Annotated in this window: 12 protein-coding genes and 1 pseudogene; 7 read left to right on the forward strand and 6 right to left on the reverse strand. The window is 68.9% G+C overall.

Annotated features, from left to right (window positions below; translation table 11 throughout):
• Positions 1-264 precede the first annotated feature (264 nt).
• Both ACTWJ9_RS31515 and ACTWJ9_RS31520 read right to left on the reverse strand, forming a co-directional pair.
• Positions 265-2,445 carry an MMPL family transporter gene (locus tag ACTWJ9_RS31515; RefSeq protein WP_443296056.1) on the reverse strand — a complete coding sequence of 727 codons (2,181 nt, stop codon included), beginning with the start codon at positions 2,443-2,445 and terminating at the stop codon, positions 265-267.
• Between the two features lie 25 nt (positions 2,446-2,470).
• Positions 2,471-3,019 carry a TetR/AcrR family transcriptional regulator gene (locus ACTWJ9_RS31520; RefSeq protein WP_387037247.1) on the reverse strand — a complete coding sequence of 183 codons (549 nt, stop codon included), beginning with the start codon at positions 3,017-3,019 and terminating at the stop codon, positions 2,471-2,473.
• 415 nt (positions 3,020-3,434) lie between these two features.
• On the opposite strand from ACTWJ9_RS31520, the gene ACTWJ9_RS31525 reads away from it, so the two are divergent.
• From ACTWJ9_RS31525 to ACTWJ9_RS31550, 6 genes are all read left to right on the forward strand, one after another.
• Positions 3,435-6,017, forward strand: coding sequence for a Pls/PosA family non-ribosomal peptide synthetase (locus tag ACTWJ9_RS31525; protein ID WP_387037249.1), 2,583 nt, complete (start codon positions 3,435-3,437; stop codon positions 6,015-6,017).
• A gap of 141 nt (positions 6,018-6,158) precedes the next feature.
• Entirely contained in the window at positions 6,159-9,449 is a 3,291-nt protein-coding gene (locus ACTWJ9_RS31530; protein ID WP_443296057.1) for a non-ribosomal peptide synthetase, read from the forward strand.
• Positions 9,450-9,485: 36 nt separating this feature from the next.
• Positions 9,486-10,493: a TauD/TfdA family dioxygenase gene (locus ACTWJ9_RS31535; RefSeq protein WP_279337760.1), complete on the forward strand. Its 1,008-nt coding sequence runs from the start codon at positions 9,486-9,488 to the stop codon at positions 10,491-10,493.
• Positions 10,490-11,560 carry a 2,3-diaminopropionate biosynthesis protein SbnB gene (gene sbnB / locus ACTWJ9_RS31540; protein WP_387037253.1) on the forward strand — a complete coding sequence of 357 codons (1,071 nt, stop codon included), beginning with the start codon at positions 10,490-10,492 and terminating at the stop codon, positions 11,558-11,560. The genes ACTWJ9_RS31535 and sbnB overlap by 4 nt, the downstream gene beginning before the upstream one ends.
• Positions 11,561-11,601: 41 nt before the next feature.
• Positions 11,602-12,672, forward strand: coding sequence for a 2,3-diaminopropionate biosynthesis protein SbnA (sbnA, locus tag ACTWJ9_RS31545; protein WP_443296058.1), 1,071 nt, complete (start codon positions 11,602-11,604; stop codon positions 12,670-12,672).
• 971 nt (positions 12,673-13,643) lie between these two features.
• Positions 13,644-15,710 carry a S1 family peptidase gene (locus tag ACTWJ9_RS31550; protein WP_279338159.1) on the forward strand — a complete coding sequence of 689 codons (2,067 nt, stop codon included), beginning with the start codon at positions 13,644-13,646 and terminating at the stop codon, positions 15,708-15,710.
• Positions 15,711-15,809: 99 nt separating this feature from the next.
• On the opposite strand, the gene ACTWJ9_RS31555 is transcribed toward ACTWJ9_RS31550, so the two are convergent.
• The 4 genes and pseudogenes from ACTWJ9_RS31555 to ACTWJ9_RS31570 form a co-directional block, all read right to left on the reverse strand.
• Complete coding sequence (locus ACTWJ9_RS31555; RefSeq protein ID WP_387037255.1) at positions 15,810-17,681, reverse strand: DNA/RNA non-specific endonuclease; 1,872 nt, start codon at positions 17,679-17,681, stop codon at positions 15,810-15,812.
• Positions 17,682-17,872: 191 nt separating this feature from the next.
• On the reverse strand, positions 17,873-18,076 hold the full coding sequence (locus ACTWJ9_RS31560; protein WP_443296059.1) for a hypothetical protein: 204 nt from the start codon (positions 18,074-18,076) through the stop codon (positions 17,873-17,875).
• A gap of 205 nt (positions 18,077-18,281) precedes the next feature.
• Positions 18,282-18,643 (reverse strand): annotated as a pseudogene (locus tag ACTWJ9_RS31565) (transposase); the annotation flags it as partial.
• Positions 18,644-18,714: 71 nt separating this feature from the next.
• Positions 18,715-19,689 carry a GlxA family transcriptional regulator gene (locus ACTWJ9_RS31570; RefSeq protein ID WP_279337755.1) on the reverse strand — a complete coding sequence of 325 codons (975 nt, stop codon included), beginning with the start codon at positions 19,687-19,689 and terminating at the stop codon, positions 18,715-18,717.
• Positions 19,690-19,797: 108 nt separating this feature from the next.
• Here ACTWJ9_RS31570 and ACTWJ9_RS31575 point away from each other — a divergent pair, with 108 nt between their 5' ends.
• Positions 19,798-20,610, forward strand: coding sequence for a dienelactone hydrolase family protein (locus tag ACTWJ9_RS31575; protein ID WP_443296133.1), 813 nt, complete (start codon positions 19,798-19,800; stop codon positions 20,608-20,610).
• Positions 20,611-21,247 lie beyond the last annotated feature (637 nt).

Here is a 21,247-nt window from a genome sequence, read left to right on the forward strand (position 1 = left end):
GCCCGTCCCTGTCTGCCGGTAACCCCTCAACCCCGGACGCGGGTGTGCGAAGAACAAGCCGTTCAGGGCTCCGCGGTGAGCCTCCGGCGCACCGGGGGCAGCGGGACACCCGGGACACCGCGCGGTTCGAAGAACGACGGTCCGCGTGACTCCCCCGGGGGGAGTCGGAAAGGGTGAGGGAAGCGGGAAGGAACGGAGGGAGGACGGGACCGTTGTCGCGGGTCCCGTCCTCCGGGGTGTGGTCCGGTCCGGCCGGTGCGCGGGTCAGACCGAGACGGGGGTCTCGTCGCGCGTCTGCGGGGACGGCAGCCGGTTCAGTTTCTCGCCCTCGATGTCGAGGTCGGGCAGGGCCTTGTCGACGGCCTTGGGCAGCCACCACGCGGCACGGCCGAGCAGTGACATCACCGCGGGGACCAGCGCCATGCGGACGACGAAGGCGTCGATGATCACGCCGACGGCGAGGGCGAAGCCGATGGATTTGATGATCGGGTCGTCCATCAGGACGAAGCCTCCGAACACGGACGTCATGATGAGCGCGGCGGCCGTGACGACACGGGCGTTGTGGCCCATGCCGCTGACCATGGCCGCCTGCGGGTCGGCGCCGTGGACGAAGTCCTCGCGCATACGGGAGACGAGGAAGACCTCGTAGTCCATGGCGAGGCCGAACAGGATGCCGATGAGGAGGATCGGCAGGAAGCTCACCAGCGGGCCGGGGGTGTCGACGCCCACCAGGCTCGCGAGGTGGCCCTCCTGGAAGATGGCGACGGTGATGCCGAAGGTCGCGCCCACGGTGAGCAGAAAGCCCAGGGCCGCCTTGAGCGGTACCAGGACCGACCGGAAGACCAGCATGAGCAGCAGGATGGACAGGCCCACCACCAGGAGGAGATACACCGGCAGGGCGTCGGCGAGCTTCTCCGAGACGTCGATGCCCAGGGCGGTCGCGCCGGTGAGGGCGATGTCGGCCCCCTCGATGTCCGCGACCCGGTCGCGGATGTCGTGGACGGCGTCCTCGGTGGCGGCGGCCGTCGGGCCTGCCTCGGGGATGACGGCCAGCAGGGCGGTGGTGCCCTGTTCGTTCAGCTGCGGCGGGGCCACGGCCAGGACGCCGTCGGTGTCCTGGATGAGGGCGGTGGCCTGCTCCGCGGCCGCCGCGGTGGACTGCGCGTCCTCACCGTTGACGACGGCGATGAGACGGCCGTTGAAGCCCTCGCCGAAGCCCTCGGACGTCAGGTCGTACGCCTCGCGCGCGGGGGAGCCCTCGGCGGCGGTGCCCGCGTCCGGCAGGGCCATGCGCATGTCCTGGGCCGGAAGGGTGAGCGCGCCCAGCCCGAGGACCCCGACGACCAGGAGCGGGACGCGCAGCTTGGTGACGAGGCGGCCCCAGGTGAAGCCGAAGCCCTCGGTGACGGCGCCCTTCCCGGCGGGCTCCTCGGCACCCTTCCCGGCCGCCCGGCGCTGCTTGCGCGGCAGGATCTTCCGGCCGGCGAAGGAGAGGAAGGCCGGCAGCAGGGTGAGGGCGACCAGGACGGCGACGGCGACGGTGCCCGCCGCGGCCAGGCCCATCACGCTCAGGAAGGGGATGCCGACGACGGAGAGGCCCGCCAGGGCGATGACGACGGTGGCGCCGGCGAAGACGACGGCGGAGCCGGCGGTGCCGGTCGCACGGCCGGCGGCCTCCTCGGGTTCGAGGCCCTCGCCGAGGTACTGGCGGTAGCGGGAGGTGATGAAGAGCGAGTAGTCGATGCCGACGGCCAGACCCAGCATCAGCGCCAGGATGGGGGCGGTGGAGGTCAGTTCGATGACACTGGTCAGGGAGAAGAGGCCGGCCATGCCGACCGCGACGCCGATCAGCGCGTTCAGCAGGGTCATGCCGGCTGCGACCAGCGAGCCGAAGGTGACGACCAGGACCGCCGCGGCGACCAGCACTCCGAGCGCCTCGGTGGAGCCGACCTCCACCTCACCGCCCATGACCTCGCCGCCGTGCTCGACCCGCAGGTCCCCGGCCTCGGCGCCGACGGCCTCGTAGGCCGACTTCTGCTCGTCGGTGACCTCGTCGACGGCCTTGTCGAACTGCACCTGGATCAGGGCGTACCGGCCGTCCTGGGAGACGGCGCCGGTCTGGAACGGGTCCATGGCGGCGGTGACGCCGTCGATCCCGGAGGCTTCCTCCACCACGGGTGCCACCGCGGCGGGGTCCAGCTTCGCACCCTCGGGCGCGGCGAGGACGATGGTGCCGGTGGCTCCGCCGGCCTGGGGGAACTGCCGGTCGAGATCGTCCAGCGCCCGCTGGGACTCGGTGCCCGGCATGGAGAACTTGTCGCTGGTCGGGCCCATCAGGGTGGCGGCTCCGATACCCAGCAGAGTCAGCAGGAGCAGCCAGACCGCGGCTATTCGGCCTCTTCTGCGGAAGGAGAACCGCCCGAGCCGGTACAGCAAGGTCGCCATGGAGGAGGGGTCTTTCCGTGAGGGGTCAACTGGGAGTGTGGTCAAGCGTCCGCAGCGCGCTGCGGATCATCTCGGCGCGCAGCACCTCGTCCGGCGCCACCTCGTCGTCGGCGGCACCGGTGACGAAGACGGCGCCCAGTACCATCCACGCCGCCACCCGGGCCGGCGTCCGCTGCGAGCGGCCGGCCAGCGCGTCCAGCAGGCCGTCCGCCAACTCCATGACGTCGAGGTCCTGGTGGCAGGACATCTCGGTGATGTCCTCGAAGAGAAGCCTGATCTCGCAGCGGAACCGCAGCGTCAGGTCGACGTATCCGACGACGGTCTCCTCCACCAGCCGACCGCCCTCCAGTCCGGCCACGCGGTCGAGCAGCGCGGCGAGGGCGTCCTGGGTCGGGGTCAGCAGCTCGGTGAGGATCTTCTCCTTGCCGGCGAAGTGGTAGAGCAGTGATGCCTTCGAGCAGCCCACGTCCGAGGCGATGTCCTGCAATGAGGTGCCTCGGAAGCCGTGCACGGCGAACAGTCGCAGTGCCGACTTCAGGATCTGCCCGCGCATGGCGGAGGCTGAGCGGGCCATTCCCCCACCATAACTGTCCGATCGGTCAGGACTGACCGATCAGACAGCACGCCACTGTGGCCTGCGTCACCCCTCCCGTCCGGGTCCCGGAGAGGGCACACGCGGACTTCGCCGGCTCGCGCGGGGAAGCGCCGGCCCTCGTGACGGACGGCGCCACGGGACCTCTCGCCGCGTCCGGCGACCGGTTCGCGCATCCCTCACCAGAGCACTCACGCACGGCCGACGAGCGTGGACCCGAAGCGCTTCGGGTCCACAGCACACACCGGCTCCGCGGACCGGGCGCCAGGCCGTTGCGGCCGGATCCCCGGCATCGACGACTCCTGATGTCGCGCTGCGTAGTCGATTCGAGTGGCACCCCGTCGGTGGACGACAGAGACTGGAGCGTGATGGTTCCGTGAGTGCTCAAGGAGCTTGCATGCTGGAGAAGTCTGCCGAGTCCCTGACGGGCGTGCCGGATAGATCTGGATCCGCCAAGCACAGGACGCACGGCCCGTCGAAAGAAAACAGTCCGTCGACAGCCGCGGAAAGGGATCTCGCCGAGGTTCTCGCCGGTGTCGTGGGCGTGGAGCGGGTTTCGGTCGACGCCAACTTCTTCGACGACCTGGGCGCCAATTCACTGGTGATGGCACAGTTCTGTGCACGCGTCAGGAAAAGGGCGGATCTACCGTCGGTTTCGATAAAGGACGTCTACCTTCACCGGACGATCCGCGGTCTGGCGTCGGCACTCACCGACACCAGTGCCGACGCCGGAGCCGGCATCGCTGCCGCACCCGCTCCCGCCGGCTCGCCGGACCCGTCGGCCTCTGGACCCACGACTTCGGTCGGCACGCTGCAGTACGCCCTTTGCGGAGTGCTGCAGTTTCTGCTTTTCCTGGGATATTCCTTCCTCGCCGCACTCCTCGCCGCACATGGTTATGCATGGATATCCACCGGCTCGAGCGTGACGGACATCTACCTGCGATCGGTCGTCTTCGGCGGTGCCGGCTTCATCGGCATGTGCGCTTTCCCGATCGCGGCCAAATGGATCCTCATCGGCCGATGGAAAGAACGCGAGTTCCCGGTCTGGGGTCTGACTTACCTGCGCTTCTGGACCGTCAAGGTACTGCTCCACGCCAACCCGATGGTCCTCTTCGTCGGCAATCCCCTGTATGTGCTCTACCTGAGGGCACTCGGCGCACGCATCGGGACGGGTGTCACGATCCTCTCGCGCAACGTTCCGGTCTGCACCGACCTGCTCACGATCGGCGCCGGCACGGTGATCCGCAAGGAGTCGTTCTTCTCTTGCTACCGGGCGCACGCCGGCCGTATCCAGACGGGCCCGGTCACCCTTGGCCGGAATGTGTTCATCGGTGAGAAGACCGTGCTCGACATCGCCACGTCGATGGGCGACGGGGCGCAACTCGGTCATACGTCATCACTGCACAGCGGTCAGGCGGTCCCCGACGACCAGCGGTGGCACGGTTCTCCGGCGCAGCGCACAGAGTTCGACTACGTGCGGATCCCGCCCGCCAGGTGCGGCACTTTGCGCCGGGCCGGCTTCGGCCTCGCCACAGTGGGTCAGCTGTTCTTCCTCTCCGTGCCGTTGGCCGTCGGGGGCCTGTACATGCTGTTGACGGAAGTCCCGGCACTGAACGACCGACTGGCCCCGGGCACGACGGGGCTCGTGTCGGCGGAGCTCTATGCCGACGCGCTGATCGCGTCCTGCGTCCTGTTCCTCGGTTTCGCCGTTGTGGGCATCGTCGCCCTGTTCACCGTGCCGCGCCTGCTGAATCTGCTGATCGAGCCGGACAAGATATATCCGCTGTACGGCTTTCACTACTCGATGCACCGGGCGATCGCGCGCATCACCAACGTGAAGTTCTTCACATGGCTCTTCGGTGACAGCTCCTACATCGTCCACTACCTGCGCGGCCTCGGATACAACCTGTCGCAGGTGGAGCAGACGGGGTCCAACTTCGGCACGGAAGTACAGCACGAGACCCCGTATCTGTCCTCCGTCGGCAGCGGCACGATGATTGCTGACGGTCTGTCGATCGTCAATGCCGACTTCTCGAGTACGTCTTTCCGGGTGTCCCGGACGTCGATCGGACGGCACAACTTCCTCGGGAACAACATCGCGTATCCGTCCGGGGCGAAGACGGGCGACAACTGCCTTCTCGCGACGAAGGTGATGGTTCCCCTCGACGGCGAGGTGCGTGAGGGGGTGGGTCTGCTCGGCTCGCCGTGCTTCGAGATTCCCCGTTCGGTGGAGCGCGACCTGCGGTTCGACCACATGCGGACCGGAACCGAGTTGCATCGCAACCTCGCTGCCAAGAACCGCTTCAATATCCGCTCGATGGTCCTCTTCCTGCTCGTACGGTGGTTTTTCCTCTTCGTCATCACCGTGCTCGCCCTCGCGAATGTCGAAGTGTACGACTCCTTCGGGCATGTGGCGATCGCGGCGTTCCTGGTGGTCAGTCTGGTACTCACTCCCCTCTATTTCGTACTGGTGGAGCGCGCCATCGTGGCTTTCCGCGGGCTGCGGCCGCAGTTGTGCTCCATCTACGACCCGTACTTCTGGTGGCACGAGCGTCTGTGGAAGGTCCCTGACGAGTACCTCAACATCTTCAACGGCACCCCCTTCAAGAACGTGATCTGGCGGCTCCTGGGGGTCCGTCTCGGCAGCAGGGTCTTCGACGACGGCTGCTATCTGACGGAGCGGATGCTCACCACCATCGGGGACGACTGCACCCTCAATGCGGGGAGCAAGATCCAATGCCACTCGCAGGAGGACGGCACCTTCAAGTCCGACCGCAGCGCGATAGGGGACGGATGCACCCTCGGTGTCGGCTCCCACGTCCACTACGGAGTGACGATGGGTGACGGCTCGGTACTCGCGCCCGACTCCTTCCTCATGAAGGGCGAGGAAGTCCCGCCGTACGCGCGGTGGGGTGGCAACCCGGCCACGGAGACGAGCGACGCCCCCGGTCGGCCGCCGGCGCTGACGCGGCAGGAGTAGCACAGGACCCTCTTGGTCGAGTCGGCTCGACCGGCCGGGCAGTCAGGCCCGGCGGTCTGCCGACAGCGGCGAAGGCGGAGGAGCCGGCCTGGTCGGCGGCGACGGACAGGGTGGCCACGGCGAGTGGAGAGGGACTGATCGATGGCAACGCGATGGGCGGACCGGGAATTCTGGCGCGGTGTGCTCGTCACCGGCGGATCCACCACGATCCCTCGGTGGACGCTCCGTCCGGTGGCGGGTGTCGACGAGCACGAGGCCACGATTCCGGACGATGTCATGAACGCCTTGCGCCGGTTGGCGGAGGACCTCACGATGCCTCTCGGCTCCGTGATGCTGGCCGCGCACGCCAAGGTACTCGCCGCACTGTCGGGCGAGCACGAGGTCATGACCGGCCACGTCGTGGAGGAGGGCGGCCGGCCGTTGCCCTGCCGGCTGACGACCGCACCGGCATCGTGGCGGGCGCTCCTGGCCGACACCCATCGCGTCGTATCGGAACTGCTGTCGCACAAGGACTTTCCGGTCGACGGACTCAGACGCGAGCTGGACCTCGCCGAACCGTCGGCCGAGACCGTCCTCGATCCGCATCCGGTCCCCGGTCCCCGCCCGACGGACGTCGCCGGCGATCTCGCCGAAGGCACCGTGCTGTGGACGGCGTTCTCCGAGCACAGTGGCCGGCCCACGCTGCGACTGCGGTACCGGACCGACGTACTCGACGCGGACCACGCCGCCAGGATCGCCGGTTACCACCTCACCGCGCTCGCGCTCATCGCCGCGGATCCGGATGCCGAGCACGCGCGGCAGAGCCTGCTCTCCGACGAGGAGTTCCGGTTCCAGCTCGAAGGGCTGTCCGGGCCACGCCGTACCCTGCCGGACGCCCGGATGCACGAGCTGTTCGAACAGCGGGTGAGGCTGCACCCGAAGGCCGTCGCCGCCGTGCACGGCGACCGGGAGTGGACCTATCAGGAGCTCAACGCACGTGCCAACCGGCTGGGACGAGCCCTGCTGGCGCGGGGGCTGCGCCGTGAGGGGGTCGTCGCGGTGGTGACCGGGAGGAACCTGGACTGGATGGCCTCCGTCCTCGCGGTCTTCAAGGCCGGAGGCGTGTACCTGCCCGTCGACCCGCGTTTCCCGGCCGATCGCATCGCGGCCATGCTCTCCCGTGCCGCGTGCGGGCTCGTGCTCACCGAACCCACGAGCACCGACTCCCTCGACGAGGCCCTGGACTCGCTGCCGGGAGTCCAGAAGCTCTTCATCGCTACGGCGTACGACGAGGGTGGCCGCGACGACGACCTGGGCATCGCCGTCGCACCGGACCGACTCGCCTACATCTACTTCACCTCCGGCTCCACCGGAGAGCCCAAGGGCGCGATGTGCGAGCACGCGGGGATGCTCAACCACCTCTACGCCAAGATCGAGGACCTGGAGCTCGATGTCCACGAGGGACAGGTGGTCGCCCAGACCGCCCCGCAGTGCTTCGACATCTCGTTGTGGCAACTGTTGTCCGCCCTTCTGGTGGGTGGGCGGACCCTGCTGGTCGAGCAGGAGGTGATCCTGGACGTCCAGCGGTTCGTCGACAGGATCGACCGCGGTCGGGTCACCGTGCTCCAGGTCGTGCCGTCGTACCTCGAAGTCGTCCTGACCTATCTGGAGCAGCACCCGCGCGAGCTGCCCGGCCTGCGGTACGTGTCCGTCACCGGTGAGGCGTTGAAGAAGGAGCTCACGCAGCGCTGGTTCGCGGCCCAGCCCGGCATCAAGCTGGTCAACGCCTACGGCTTGACCGAGACCTGCGACGACACCAACCACGAGGTCCTGGACCGGGTGCCGGACCGCGAACGGGTCCCGCTCGGTCCCCCCGTCGCCAATGTGCACGTCTACGTCGTCGACGAACAGCTGTCACCGGTACCGCTCGGCGCCCCCGGCGAGATCGTCTTCTCCGGCGTCTGCGTGGGTCGTGGATACGTCAACGACCCCGACCGCACCAAGCAGGCTTTCATGCCCGATCCGCACCGCGAGGGAGCCCGGCTCTACCGCAGTGGCGACCACGGCCGCTGGCTGCCCGAGGGCAAGCTGGAGTTCCTCGGACGCCGCGACACCCAGGTCAAGATCCGTGGCTTCAGGATCGAGATCGGCGAGATCGAGAACACCCTGCTGCAGGTCCCCGGTGTCCGCGACGGTGCGGTGGTGGTCACCGAGCCGCCCGGCCGGGGCAAGCGCCTTGTGGCCTTCTACTCCGGCCCGACGCCGCTCCCCGTCGAGGACCTGCGGGGCCGGCTGGGTGAGTCGCTGCCGGAGTACATGGTGCCGTCGGCCTTCCACTGGCGGGAAAGGCTGCCGCTGACCGCCAACGGCAAGACCGACAAGAGGGCACTGGCAGCACTCGTGGCCGAACCGGACGTCGTCGAGGACGGTGAAGAAGACTCCCCCATGCCGGGTACGCCGACCGAGCGGCGGCTGGCGGCGGCTTGGGCGGAGGTGCTCGGCATCCCGCAGGCTCAGATCGACCGACGGGCCCACTTCTTCGACCGGGGCGGCACATCGCTGTCGGCTGTGAAGCTGGCGATCAGCCTGGACCGCGCGGTGTCGCTCAAGGACGTGACCCGTCATCCGGTCCTCGCCGATCTGGCCGCGCTGGTCGACGGCAGGTCCGATCGGCGTTCCGGACTGCTCCAGCCGTTGTACGAACCGGACGGTGCGCCGGCTGGTGCCCTGGTGTGTTTCCCCTACGCCGGCGGCAACGCGGTGAACTTCCAGCCGATGGCCAGGGCCCTGCAGGGCAGCGGGCTCGCGGTCTACGCCGTCGAGCTGCCCGGTCACGACGTGGCCGCCCCGAGCGAGCCTTTCGCGTCGATGGCGGATGTGGTGGCTCAGGTCGTCGCCGAGATCACTGAACGTGGCCTGCGCGGAGTCCTGTTGTGGGGGCACTCGTCGGGCGCGGCTTTCGCCGTGCAGACGGCCGGACAGCTGGACGCGCACGGGGTGGAAGTCCGGCGGGTCTTCATCGGCGCGCAGTTGCTCGGCGATGCCGCCGACCGGCGCGCCGCGGTCACCGAGCTGACCGGGCTGAGCGACGCCGAGATCGCCGCGAGGCTGAGTGCGGACAGCGGCTACGCCGAGCTCCATGAGCTGGACGCGCGGCGCGCCGAGCACATCGGTGCGGCCTACCGGCACGACTGCGTGTCCGCGCACCGCTGTTTCGCAGATCTCCTCGACGCTCCCCCGGCGGTGAAGTTGTCCGTGCCGGTCACCGTGGTCGTCGCCACCGACGACCCGATCACGGCTGATCACCCGCGACGCCACCGTGACTGGGAGCTCCTCGCGGTCCACGTCGATCTGCAGGAACTCGCCACGGGCGGCCACTACTTCCTGCGCAGCCGTCCGTCCGAGGCAGCGCAGGCCGTGCTGCGCACCGTCGAACTACTGCCTGCCTCCTGAGCGGCACACCCAGCTGCACACTGAAAGGAAATCAGGATGTCCTTCATCTCCCCGGCGTCGCTGCTCGACGAGGTCGAACTCCAGCCCGGACGGCCTCCGGTACTGCTCACCGAGATCACCGGCGACGCGCCGCGCTGGGCAGCCGAGCACCGGGAGGCGCTGCGCGCCGTCGTCGCCGAGCACGGCTGCCTCCTGATCCGCGGCCTCGGGCTGCGTGATGTGGCCGGGGCCGGTGCCGTCTTCGAGCGGCTGAGCACCGGTCTGATGGCCGAGCGGGAGGCTTTCGCACCTCGGCGGACCTATGCCGACGGCGTGTACTCCTCGGCGCAGTGGCCGCCGAACCAGCCGATGTGCATGCACCACGAGCAGAGTTACACGCTCGAGTTCCCCGGTCTGATGCTGTTCGCCTGCCTCACCGCGCCCGACCGGGGCGGGGCGACCGGAGTGGCCGACGCGGCGAGTGTGCTCGAGGAACTGCCCACCGCGTTGACCGAGCGGTTCGAGCGGGAGGGCTGGCTGCTCACCCGCAGCTACAACGACGAGATCGGGTGCTCCCTCGTCGAGGCGTTCGGCACCGACGAGCGGGATGCCGTCGAGAGGTACTGCCGCGCCAACGCCATCGAGTTCGCATGGCAGCCCGACGGGACCCTGCGCACCAGGCAGCGCCGCAGCGCCGTGATGCGCCATCCGGTCACCGGGCGGCGCTGCTGGTTCAACCAGGTCGCGTTCCTCAACGAGTGGACCTTGGCCCCCGAGGTCCGCGAGTACCTCGTCGAGGTCTACGGAGCCGACGGGCTGCCGTTCAACACCCGTTTCGGAAGCGGCGACCCGATCGGTGAGGACGTGGTGCAACTGCTCAACAAGGTCTACGAGATCCACACCGCACGCGAGCCGTGGCGGGCCGGCGATCTGATGATCGTCGACAACCTGCGCACCGCGCACAGCCGGGAGCCCTTCGAGGGACCGCGCGACGTGCTCGTCGCGATGGCCGACCCGGTACGGATGTCCGACTGTTCGCCGGCCTTCGAGGTGACCGCCCGATGACCGGCGTCCCCGCCTCCGTGACGGCGTCCGCGACAGGCGGACCGCACAGCGTGCGGCCCTTCGCGGTGATCTCCGGTGCCCAGGTCCAGCAGGTGCTGGAGGGGCGCGAGAAGCAGCTCGTCGAGTTGGCCGAGGTCACCTACCGGCTGCACGGTGCCGGTGACTCGGTGAACCCGCCGTCGTACTTCCTGCGGTTTCCCGACCGTCCGACCTCCCGGATCATCGCGCTGCCGGCCTCGATCGGCGGGCACGTACGGGTGGACGGCGTGAAGTGGATCTCCAGTTTCCCGGAGAACGTGCAGGCCGGCATCCCCCGGGCGTCCGCCGTGCTGATCCTCAACGACCAGGAGACCGGCTACCCGTTCGCCTGCCTGGAGAGTTCCATCATCAGCGCCACCCGGACGGCCGCGTCCGCGGTGCTGGCCGCGGATCGCCTCAGCCGGGACCGGCCACGGCCCACGCGCGTCGGGTTCTTCGGGACGGGCCTGATCGCCCGCTACATCCACACGTTCCTGGTCGGCAACGGCTGGTCGTTCGACGAGACAGGCCTGTACGACCTGTCCGCCGACAGCACGGCAGGGTTCCGCCACTACCTCGGGCAGTCGGGCACCACAGGCCGGATCACGGTGCACCACAGTGCCGAGGAGCTGATCCGCGGCAGCGACCTGGTGGTCTTCGCCACCGTCGCCGGTGAGCCGCACGTCAGCGACCTCACGTGGTTCTCGCACAATCCCGTGGTTCTGCACGTGTCGCTGCGCGACCTCGCGCCGGAGATCGTTCTCGCCTCGACCAATGTCGTGGATGACGTCGAGCACTGCCTGAAGGCCGGCACCTCGCCGCATCTGGCCGAGCAGCTCACGGGCAACCGGGACTTCCTGCAGGGCACGTTGGACGACGTGATGGCCGGGCGGGTGGCAGTGCCCACGGGCCGGCCGGTGGTGTTCTCACCCTTCGGCCTCGGGGTGCTCGACCTCGCGGTCGGCAAGTACGTCTACGACGAACTGGTCCGCTCGGGAGAACTGCACGTCGTCGATGACTTCTTCCACGAACTGCGCCGTCACGGATGACCGGCCGGGAGCGCCCTGCCGCAGACGAGGAGGAGGCCGTCGTGCCTGTCGTATCCTCTCCCCACGCCTTCAACGAATCCCAGCTCTACGTCGGCCTCGAGCCTCTCTTCGGGCGTCCCCTGTTCCTGAAGTGCGAGGGTTTCAACTTCGCCGGCTCGATCAAGCTGAAGGCCGCGACCGAGATGGTGGAAGCCGCCGAACGGGACGGAGAGCTCACACCGGATTCGATCCTGGTCGAGTCCTCGTCCGGCAACCTAGGCGTGGCGCTGAGCATGATCGCGGCGAGCAAGGGCTACCGGTTCCTGTGCGTGACGGACTCACGCTGCAACCTGTCGACCAGGCTTCTGATGGAGGCACTGGGCAGCCGGGTGCACATCATCGCCGGCTCGGACGCCGAAGGCGGCTTTCTGAGCGCGCGGATCGACTACGTCCGTGCGCTGTGCGATTCCGATGACCGGTATGTGTGGCTCAGTCAGTACACCAATCCGGGCAACTGGAAGGCGCACTACCGCAAAACGGCGCCGGAGATCGCCCAGCAATTCCCGGACCTGGACGTGCTGTTCGTCGGCGCCGGCACCACCGGAACTCTGATGGGCTGCGCACGCTATTTCCGCCAGTGGCACCGGCCGGTACGGATCGTCGCGGTGGACAGCGTCGGTTCGGTGACCTTCGGTGGCGCGCCGGGCCGCCGCATGATTCCCGGGCTCGGCATGAGCATGCCTCCGCCGCTGCTCGACGAGTCCTACGTGGACGAGGTGGTACGCGTCGAGGAGACGGACACCATCCGTATGTGCCATCGCCTGGCCAGACGGGGGTTCCTCTTCGGCGGCTCCACCGGCACGGTCGTCAGCGGCGCGATGCGCTGGCTGGACGACCACGACACGCGTGAACTCACCGCGGTGGCCATCGCCCCGGATCTCGGCGAGCGCTACCTCGACACCATCTACCAGTCCAACTGGCTGCACGATCTTTACGGCGAGGACCTGCTCGACTCCGATGAGACGGCCGCCGGCCCCTGGGCAGCCGACCCCGTGCCCACATTCCAGGGGAGCCGCCCGCCCCGTCCGCCCCGTCCGCCCCGTCCGCCCACGAAGCGGCGACGGCGGCGGTGACGAACGCCGTCCGGTGGGACGGTCCTGGATCAGCCGTCCCACCGAAGCGGGTCCTCTGCCGTGCGCTGGGTTTCCTCCGAACGGGGAGCAAAGACACGGGACATGTTCCGGGTACCGGAGCAGTCCGCACAGAAGTACCGGAAGAGCAAGGAGTTCCGAGACGGCAGCCGAACCGGTGAGTCCCGGCATGCGCTGCCACGCCGCGTAGGCCGATCTCGTCTGCTCGCCGAAGAACCGGTGGCTCCCGCGGGGATGTCCGCTCCGACTGCGACGAGCGCCTTCCCAGTGGCCTTGACCTCATCGTTGCGCTTGCCGAACCGCACGTGGGAAAGAGCGACCATCGTGCCTCCCGAGCACTGGAGGCCGCCGAGGAGTGAGCCTGTCGGGCGGCACGGCGACGCACCTGCCGGACGGCTTCGCACCCCTTCCCGGGGCCGCGCGCCACTTACCGCCGCAGTCACCCTTGGTTCCACCACGCGCCCGAGGGAAGTCGCACGCGAACCCGGCACCAGGCGGGCACCCGGATTCCCTGACCTGCTGTCGCGGACTCCACGCCAGGCGAGAAATCCGGGCGACGAGTGTGCCGTGGCGACTGCCCGGCTCGGCTCTCCCCGGGCCGGAGGGCGCGCCGGCCCGGGGACGGTTTTCGGCTCACGGCCACGGGTCGCCGTGGTTCCCCATGAGGCGCACCATGGAAGTGAGCGGGGGTGCGACCGGCCGGCCTCGGCGTTTACCGATCGCCCGTGAGGGCTGGTCGCCCCGACGGCCGCGCGGAACCGGCACGGCCTCGCCGCCCCGTCGCGTTCCCTCAAGGGCTTTCGGAGGAACACGGAGACGAGCCCGCGATCGCGTGCCTCACGGTGTCCTGCGTCGGGGCGAACGCCGGACGGCCCGGGTGCCTTTCCCACCGGGCCGGTGAACTCCTTCGTGCAGTTCCGCGCCCTCGAAGAACGGTGAAGGTCATGGAGGTCATGGACGTCACGGGCAGGTCCCGCGGTGAGCGGGAACACCAGGCGGCGGCCGCCGCCGCCCGGTACGACGAGACCAGCGAGCAGCGCCGGGAGGTCGAGCGGCAGCAGGAGGCCGGGGTCAGCTTCCCCGATTCACCGGAAGCACTGGCGGTGCGGGCGGCCCGTCTGCTCGACCGGCAGGCCGTACCGGCCGCCATGGTGGTGGAGGCGGTCCGCGCCGAACCGCTGGCGCCGTCCGCCGCGTTCGAGCGGATTCTCGGTGTCTCCAAGGAACTGCAGGCATGGAGTTTCCTGCCGCGCGGCGCCCGGGCCGCACGCAGCATCGCCCGGATCTCGGCACGGGAGAACGGCCGCGAGCTGCCGATCGGCACCGGTTTCCTGGTGTCTCCCAGCTTGCTGATGACCAATCATCACGTCCTTCCCGACGCTGATGCCGCTCGGCACTGCTTCGTGGAGTTCGACGCTCAGGTCACCGTCGACAACACCCCGCAGCCGCCGACACGGCTGGAGTTCGCCCCGGACGGGTTCTTCACGGCGGACAAGCGTCTCGATTTCGCCCTGGTCCTGGTGTCCCCCGGTCCCGACCGGAGGGCACCGGGTGAGGCTTTCGGCTGGCACCGGCTCAGCGCCCAGCGGGGCAAGCTGGTGATCGGCGAGCCGGTCAACATCATCGGCCATCCGATGGGGCGTCTGAAAGAGATCGCCGTACGCGACAACGCCCTGCAGGTGCGCTTGGACGACTTCCTCCACTACCGCACGGACACCGAGCCCGGGAACTCGGGCTCCCCCGTTTTCAACGACCAGTGGGAGGTCATCGCCCTCCACCACAGCGGTGTGCCCAGGACCGATGAACAGGGCCGCCTCCTGCGCCGCGACGGCCGGGTCTGGCAGCCCGGCGACGGCGACGACACCATCGACTGGGTGTCCAACGAGGGGGTGCGTATCAGTTCCGTCCTGAGGCATCTCGCGTCGCTGCCGCTCAGCACCGGGCAGCGGGCACTGCTGGCCGGCATGGGGCCGGAGTCGGGGCTGGGCGGTCCCCTGGCTGCCGTCGGGGCCACCGGTTCCGTGGCCGGACCGGCCCTCGCGACCACGGGTGCCGTCGCCGGGCCGGCCGCTCCTTCCGCTCCCGTCAAACGGGCGCCCACCGAGGCGGTCGCCCCGCGTGCAACGGGCCTGCGCGCCCGGGACGGCGCGTTCGGCGGCGGGCGGCACCTGGTCTTCCTGCACGGTCGCGCCCAGCAGGGCAAGGACCCCGAGGCGCTGCGCCGCGAATGGGCCTCGGGGCTCAACCAGGGGCTCGTCCGGGCCGGGCTGGCGACAATCGACCCGGCGGACATCTGGTTCCCGTTCTACGGAGACCGTCTGGTGCGGGCTCTCGGGACGCAGGAGTCCGTTCCCTTGGCCGCCGAGGCGCCGGCGGTCGTCGCACCCGGCTCCCCCACCACTCGCGCGGTGTACGAGGAGATCATCGGTGAGGCGGCCGCCCAGTGGTACGTGCCGCCCGAGTCGCAGCAGGCCGCCGAAGGGCTGAACCTGGACCCCGCGGTCGGCGCCGTGTGGCGGCATCTGGGCTGGCTGGCCGCCAGAAGCGATCTCGACACGTGGGCCATCTCCCTCGTCTTCCGTGACGTGGCCGCGTACCTCGACGACCAGCGGATCCGCGAGGAGATCCTGGGCTGCGTGCTCGAGACCGTGCCGGCCGCGGGCGAGATGGTCCTCGTCAGCCACAGCCTGGGCACGGTCGTCGGCATGGACCTCATCACTCGGCTGTCTCCCGGTGTGGAGGTCGTCCACCTGACCACGGTGGGCAGTCCCCTCGGGATGGACAGCGTGTACAACCGGCTCCTGTCCGGTGGGCCGAAACGCCCGGAGAAGGTGGTGGACTGGCTCAACGCATGGTGTCCGACCGACGCGGTGGCCATCGGATGTCCCCTGGCCGACGACTGGGCGGACGGCCTGACCGACCTGGCCGTCGTCAATGCCCGCGACCGGGCCCACAGCATCACGGAGTATCTCGCTCACGCCGGTGTCGCCCGGTCGATCGGCAGCCACCTCGCCGGCTGAGCGACGGCGGGCCGGTCGCACGGCTCCGGCAGGACTCGCGCGGAGGCGCTCACGGCGTTCGACGACACTCCCGACTCCGACGACAAGCAGTTCCTCCGGTCAGTCCCACTGGATGTCGGACAGGACTTCCAAGGGGGCCCGGTCGGCGACGGCTTCGGGCACCTGAAGGGTGTCCCCCTTGTGCAGGACGGCCGGGAAGCCGAGCCGGGTGCGGTTCTCGAGCTCGCCGAGGGTGACCTGGAAGACGCGGAACTCATCGAGTTCCAGGCTCTCGAGCCGGTCGAGGTTCTGGGTGAGCAGGAACCCCTTGGTCTTCAGCTTGCCGTGCTCGGTGAAGGCGATGACTTTCCAGAACTCGCGGGGGATCTTCACCCCGCGGAAGGTCCGGTCGTCCTCCTGGAACACCGGCCCGCCGAACACACTGATCTTGAGGTCGTCGACCTCCGTGTCGGCGAAGACGGCGTCCTCCAGTTCGCCCCACAGCCCGTGCTTGGAGCTCTGGTTGAAGTCGTCCATCTGCGGAGTGATGTTGGTGTAGAAGAACGAGTCGGTGTTGGCCTTCTCGGCTTCCGGCAGACTGCCCCACAGCAGATCGGCGCGGCGGGCTATGTGCCCGCGGTCGAGCCGGTTGTTCTCGTACAGTTCGTTGCCCACCTGTGCGGTGGCGGGCAGCCTCGGGTCCTTGACGAACGGGATGCCGTTGCGGCTGAGCTTCTTCAAGGTGCCACCGTTGATGTTCCAGCCCACCCAGAAGGGGAAGCGCCGCTTCTTGCTCAGGGCGAGCGAGAAGTGCGTGTAGGAGACCACCTCGGAACCGTTGAGGCGGACCGCGTCGCGGGCGAGGTCCACGTCCAGCTGCGGGACGTCGATCCGCTCGTCGAGGAAGTCCGGGGCGTATCCGGCGATGGCCCGGATGTCTTCCGGGGCCGGCGGGGTCAGGCTGATCTCGAGCTTCTCGAACACCGAGGCCGGCAGGCATGCCAGTGCGTGCTCGTCCGGGTCGCCCGCGGCCTCACCGCCGAAGTGCAGCCCGGCCATGACCGTACCGGGGCGGCCGCCTTGTTCGAAGAGCCACACCGCGCCGGAGTCGCCACCGCTGCTGATCTCCCCGGTCTCGGGCGGGCGGTCGGGGTCAGGACCTATTTCGAAGCAGCCGATGGCCTTGTTCCCGACCTGGCCGCCGTAGTTGAGCTTGGCGATGGTTTCGATGCGGCGGACGATGCCGTGGGTGACGCCGGTGGTCCGTCCGCTGGCGACGACCTTGTCGTCGAGCTCCGGCTCCCCCAGCTCCCTGGGGGCCACGCCCAGTTCGAAGATCTCCTGGATGAAGGCGCGGTCCTCGATGGTGGCGATCGCACAGTCCCCGGCCACGCCCAGGTGGGACCTCTTGAGCGTGCCCAGCCGATTGCGGTGGACGCGGTTGTCGTCGTGCGGTCCGGGCTGGACGATCTCCACACCCAGTTCGCCGCGCGGGCCCTGCAGCACGTGCCAGTTGCTCAGCACGTAGGGGGCGCCGTCGGTCTTGTCGTAGACGATGCAGCCGATCGTGCCCGCCGAGACCGTCACCGACCCGACACTCACCCCGGGCTCGATCGGGTCCAGGCGGGTCTTGCGCACCGGGCTCTCGGCCTCGGCCACCCTTCGGAACTGCGGTGTGTAGCTGCGCTCGATGACGTCGGTGGGCACCTCGGTACCGTCCACCGTGATCGTCCCGGGTATCAGTGTGGTGCCCAGCGTCTCCAGCACCTCCGGCTCGGCCTTGCTGTCCACCGTGAACTGCAGCGCGACCTGCTTGCCGCGCCGCCCGCCGGTGAACTTGCGGCCGATGCCCACGGAGTTGATGTTCGGATCCTCCAGCAGCTCAGGCCCACGGGTGCGGATGTAACGTCGCAGCGAGGCGATCAGCTCCTCTTCCGAGGGCGCCGGCTTCTTGGCCGGCGAAGTGCTCTTCTTCCTGGTCTTGGTGGCCATGGCAGGCTCATCCCTTCACCGAAGGAGGCGGCGTACGTGAGGCGCGCCCATGGCCCGGTCGACGGCCGGCAACGACCTCTCGGACAACCACCTTCCACCACGGTATGCAGTTGTCGTTCGCGCTCTGTTGACGAGGGTGGCAGCGTTCGACGCGTGCCTTGGGCTCGGAGGCGGTCCTGCCGCGTCGGCGGTCACTCCACCGAGCCGTCCGTGGTCTCGGCAGAGTCGAGCGCGAGTGCCGGCAGCGCCGCCGAGACCTTAGGGGTCACCTGTTCGGCTTCGCTCAGCACCGGTGGGAACGTGTCGCCGCGCTCGATCGTGCAGCCGAACATCTTTGTGGCGGCCGGGTCGGTGATGAACTCGTCCGTGCCGCCGTACGGCCGCCCCCGCACCACGTCGAGACCGGGGGTGCCGCGGTGATGTTCACGAGCGGTGCCGATCCGGCTCCCTGGGCCCGGTCGAGCCGGTTCTCGGACCCGCAGCCCGAGGAACACCCTTTCTCTGCCAGTCTCCTCGCACCCTCATCGCCCGGCAACTTCATGCCACGGCGCCGAAGCTCGTGCACGGTTGACGACAAGGTGTCGGATTCCTGATGGCTGATCATGTTTGTGCGGTGGGGAACGCGGCTTCTGACTCGATCGGGTGGAGTCGGGCCTTGGCGAGGAAATCGAGTCCCACGGAGCGGCGGGCCTCGGTCCATTCGTCGTTCTGTTCGGCCAGGACCGCGCCGACCAGCCGGATGACAGTGGTGCGGTCGGGGAAGATGCCGACCACGTCGGCGCGGCTGGGGCACCTTCCGCGACGCAGCCGTGGGGGAGGATCTCCTCGTTCAGCCGTTCCTGCGGGTTGTTCGACCGGATCTGCCGCCAGATCTCGCGCGGGAAGGCGGTGAAGGCCAGCAGGTCGTGCTGGGCGGTGTCCAAGTGGGCCGCTGCTTGGGGGAGCTTGGCCTCCAGCGCGTCCCGTACAGCCAAAAGATCACCCCATCAGGAGGAGGCGCCGTCTCCGCTCGTCAGGTTGACACGTGAGGGTCTCAGCGACGACGGAACACCGCGCGGTACTCCCTCGGGCTCCGGCCCGTGTGTCTGGCGAAGATGCCGCTGAACGCCCCGGGGTCGCGGTACCCGACGTCGGCGGCGATGCGGGCGACGGTCCTGTCCGTCGTCTCCAGCAGGTGTGTGGCTCGACGCACCCTGGCCGTCTGCAGGTACGCGAGCGGTGTCTCATCGGCTTCGGCACCGAAGCGCCGGAGCATGGTTCTTGTGCTGACGTGGAACTCCTGGGCGAGGGCGGCCAGGTCATAGCGAGCGTTGAGGTTCTGGTCGAGCCACCGCTTGACGCCGAGCGAGAACTCCTTGCCCACCGTGGGCATGAGCCCCGGATCGACATAGGGAGCCTGCGTGGAACGTGCGTCGTCGACAAGAGCGATACGCGCGGTACTACGGGCGATGTGGGGGCCGTCGTGCTCTCGGATGAGCTGCAGCGCGAAGTCGTACATGGCACTGAAGGCCGCTGTGGTCGTCACTCCCCGGTCGGTCACGACCAGGCTCTCCGGGCGGAGGCGCACGTCGGTGTACCGGTCGGCGAACCGATCCGCGAACAACCAGGACGTGGTCGCTTCGCGCCCGCCGAGCAGCCCGGCTTCGGCGACCAGGAAGGCACCCACGCAGATCGATACGACAGCGGTCCCGGAGGCCGCCTGCGACCGGATCGACGCTGCTTCCGGTCCCAGGTGTGCGAGTGTCGCGTCGAGGTCGACCGTGGGCGAAAGCTCGAAGCCCGGCACGATCAGGACGTCCACCGGGCGAATCGCCGAGACGTCGAGGGCCGAGCCGCCGGACGCGACCACCCGCCGCCGGGGCGAGACGACCGACACCTCGTAGGCGGGCTGAAGCGACCCGTGCGCCGCGGCGACGTGAGTTGCCATGGCGAGGAGGTCGGGTACCCCGAACACCTCCGACGCGAAGCAGCCGGGGTAGGCCAGCACACCGACTCGCAGCGGACTCATGCGGCCACTCCGGCACTCTTGAACGAATGGCGATATTACCGGGGTACGTGGCGATGCCGCCGCTTCTCAGGAGGGCGACCACTCATCATCCTCTAGGTCATGACCATCATGCGAGGACAGAGCGACCCCTTGGACGACTTCTCACGGAGAACCGTCGGCGTCGATGGCGTCGACAAGACCGTGTACGTCGCCGGGGCAGGGCCGGCGGTCATCCTCATGCCCGAGATGCCGGGTATCAGCCCCGACGTCGCGCGGTTCGCGCGTTGGGTGCGAGATGCCGGCTTCTCCGTGTACCTTCCCTCCCTTTTCGGCGTCGACGGCGCCTATCCGCTCGCCGGGGCAGGCGAGACCGTTGTTCGACGCGCGTGCGTCAGCGCCGAGTTCCGGGCGTTCGCCGGTGGTGGCACCAGTCCCGTCGTGACATGGCTGCGCGGCCTCGCCCGCTTGGCGCACACCGAGCGTGGCGGGCCCGGCGTCGGCGCCGTGGGCATGTGTTTCACCGGCAACTTCGCCCTGACCATGGCGCTGGAACCGTCCGTCATCGCACCAGTGGTCAACCATCCGTCGCTTCCGCTCGACGACCCCGGTGCTCTGGAGATCAGCGACGCAGACGCCGCCGCCGTCGCCGAGCGCGTGGCGCGCGACGGGCTGAAGGTTCTCGCCTACCGCTTCGACGACGACAGCTGGTGCACCGGCCAGCGGTTCGCGGCTTACCGAGCACTGCTCGGGGAAGCGTTCGACGGCCGTGTGCTCAAAGCCGAGACGGCGAACACGGACCCCCCGCCCTTCTTCCGTGACGTCGTCGGCTGCGCCCACAGCGTCGTCACGGCTCACCTCGTCGACCAGGACGGCCACCCCACCCTGCAGGCTCGGAACGAGATCATCGCTTTCCTGGCCGAGCGGCTAGCACAGGGGGAATGAGCCCGGCCACCGGTTCGCCGAAGGGGCTCGGGCCGATCACGCCGTCTGCCGCACTCTGCGCCGGTCACGCGGGGGGGGGGGGACCTGGGCGAGACGTTCCGGCGCGCCCGAAACCTCGTTCCCGGTGCCCGTGCCGTCTCGGATCAGACCCCGCTCGACACGGCGAACCGTCAGGCAACCCGTCAGCCGAGTGCGCCGAAGCCGCACTGCGAGGGCCGGCAGTCCCTGCCGTCCACCGCCTGCCCCGGCACATCTCGTACATCCACATACAGAAAAGTTGGATTGTGGCGACGGAACCCATTGAATTATCCGGGGCGGTGCAGTTCGAGAACAGTTCGCGAGAATGGAGTGTGATGCAGCCCATTCCGTGGCTCCCCTTTTCCTGCACCGCCCCCCGGTAAACTCCTCACCGGAGCCACAGGTTCTGATCACATGTCGTCCGAGGAGGGGGAGAGAAATGAGCATTCGGCGGTTATGGAGTTGCGTCGCTCTGGGAGCACTCGCATTCGGTTCCGCTGCGTCACCGGCGGCGGCCGCGCCATCGGCACCGAGCATGGTGGGTGATGTGTGCGGTGCGGGTTACGCATACGTCCACGCGGAGCCCGTGGTGCGTTCCGGAAGTTTCCTGCCAGCAGGA

The organism is Streptomyces sp. GDS52, assembly GCF_052246875.1.
In the GTDB taxonomy this organism is placed as follows: Bacteria; Actinomycetota; Actinomycetes; order Streptomycetales; family Streptomycetaceae; genus Streptomyces; species Streptomyces cathayae.